General features: G+C 69.2%; 2 protein-coding genes. Both read right to left on the bottom strand.

Features of this window, described 5'->3' with window-relative positions; translation table 11 throughout:
• Nucleotides 1-71: 71 nt before the first annotated feature.
• On the bottom strand, nt 72-860 hold the full coding sequence (istB, locus tag V5O40_RS27865; protein ID WP_332908204.1) for an IS21-like element helper ATPase IstB: 789 nt from the start codon (nt 858-860) through the stop codon (nt 72-74).
• Nucleotides 860-2089, bottom strand: a complete 1230-nt coding sequence (gene istA / locus V5O40_RS27860) for an IS21 family transposase (RefSeq protein ID WP_332908203.1) — start codon at nt 2087-2089, stop codon at nt 860-862. The genes istB and istA overlap by 1 nt, the downstream gene beginning before the upstream one ends.
• Nucleotides 2090-2159: the final 70 nt, after the last annotated feature.

Genomic DNA, 2159 nt, shown 5'->3' with positions numbered 1-2159 from the left:
TGTCAACGACGGCTGAAAACGGACCCCCTGGCGACGGCCGAAAACGAACCCCCTTCGCTGGTTGGTCTTTGCTAGTCGTTGGTCTTCGTGGCCGCCGGGACGCGGCCGAGGTCGCGGTCTTTGAGTCGGTAGCTGTCGCCCTTGAGCGAGATGACTTCGGCGTGGTGGACGAGGCGGTCGATCATGGCTGCGGCGACGACGTCGTCGCCGAAGACTTCGCCCCAGCGGCCGAAGGGCTTGTTGCTGGTGACGATCAGGCTGGCTCGTTCGTAGCGGTTGGACACGAGTTGGAAGAACAGGTTCGCGGCTTCGGCTTCGAAGGGGATGTAGCCGACCTCGTCGACGATCAGCAGCGGGATCCGGGCGAGCTTCACGAGTTCGTCTTGCAGGCGGCCGGCGTGGTGGGCGTCGGCGAGGCGGGACACCCACTGGGCGGCGGTGGCGAACGCGACCCGGTGTCCGGCCTGGCAAGCGCGGATGCCCAGGCCGATGGACAGGTGGGTTTTGCCGGTGCCGGGCGGGCCGAGGAAGACGACGTTCTCCTTCGAGGCCACGAAGTCGAGGGTGCCGAGGTGGGCGAGGGTTTCCCGCTTCAGGGAGCGTTGGTGGTCGAAGTCGAACTCCTCCAGGCTCTTGCGGGCCGGGAACTTCGCTGCCCGGATGCGTCCCTCGCCGCCGTGGGCTTCGCGGGCGGCGACTTCGCGTTGCAGGCAGGCGGCGAGGAACTCCTCATGCGTCCATGACTCGGCCCGGGCCCGCTCTGCCAAACGCTCGACCGACGCTGCCAGGGACGGCGCCTTCAATGCGCGGGTGAGGAACGCGATCTCCGAAGCGACGTTGCGGCTGGTCTTGCTGGCCATCACGCCACCTCCTCGGCGTCCAGGCCGAACAGGCGGTCGTAGTCGGTCAGGGTCCGGTATTCGACGTCGGTGGCGACGGGCGGGACCGTGGCCAGGCGTCGGGCGGCCCGCAGCTGATCGGCCGCTTGCCGGTGGTTCGGGTCGGTGATGGTTTGCCCGGCTGCCCAACACCGGTCATGGCGGGCGACCTGGCGGCCCTCGCAGAACACTTCGACCTGGTCGCAGTCGGCGGTGACGTCGACCCGACGGCCGATGGCCGAGGGGTGCACGGAGTAGTCATTGGCGTCCAAGCGCACGTAGTGATCGCGGGGCAGCCGGGTCGACAGCCGCCACCCGGTCACCGGAGCGACCGGCGGCAGGGGCACCATCGCGGCCCGGTCAGCGTCGACCCGGTCGACGGGCCGGGCATGCAGTGCGCGGTGGTGCCGGCTGTTGGCCCGCACCAGCCATCCCTGCAGCTGGGCGTTGAAGTCCTGCGGTGAGGCGAAGAACCGACCGGGCAGGAACGAGGTCTCCAGATAGCCGTTGGCCCGCTCGACCAGCCCCTTCGCTTCCGGATCCGCAGGCCGGCACTGCACCACCCGAATCCCCAGACTGCCGCGGAAGGCGTTCATCGCCTCGGTCAGCTGCGGCCGGCCGCCCCGCCACTGCCCGACTGCGGACTCGTTGTCCCAGACCAGAGCCCTTGGCGCCGCCCCCAGCCGGCTCAGCAGCTCCCAGTGCCCGGCCAGCAAATCCGGTGCCTGCCTGGTCGGAATCATCACCGCCGACAGCCACCGCGAATAGCCGCAGACCAGCACCAGCACCGGTGGCCGGCCTACCTGGCCGAACCCCAACGGCACGTCCGCCGGCGGGAACCACAGATCACACTGCGCCAACTCACCCGGCAGATAGTCCGTGCGCTGCACGGGATCCGGTGGCGTGAACAACGGCCGCAACAGGCGCAGCCGGTCTTTCAGCACCGTCAACGACCGCGTCCACCCGATCCGCTCCGCGATCACCGTCGCCGGCATCTGCGGCCACTGCTGCAACAACTCCCGGATCTGCGGCTCCACCGCATCCACGATCGACGGCTTCGCCGGCCGCGAATACCGCGGCGGGCCCTCCGCCGCCAACGCCCGCCGAACCGTGTTCCGGCCGACAGCCAACTTGCGAGCGATCGCCTTGATCGGCATCCCCTCAGACCGATGCAGACGACGGATCTCCGCCCAGTCCTCCACGCTCAACACCCTCCCGATACTGGAAGGGGGGTCCAGATTCGCCCGCCGCCTGGGGGTCAGTCTTCACGCGTCGCCGACA

The organism is Micromonospora palythoicola (assembly GCF_036689795.1).
GTDB classification, from domain to species: Bacteria; Actinomycetota; Actinomycetes; order Mycobacteriales; family Micromonosporaceae; genus Micromonospora; species Micromonospora palythoicola.
This window is presented reverse-complemented; position numbering and strand designations above follow the sequence as displayed.

Excerpts from the sequence above, each read along its gene's own strand:
- istB (WP_332908204.1), bottom strand. The coding sequence starts at position 860 with ATGGCCAGCAAGACCAGCCGCAACGTCGCTTCGGAGATCGCGTTCCTC.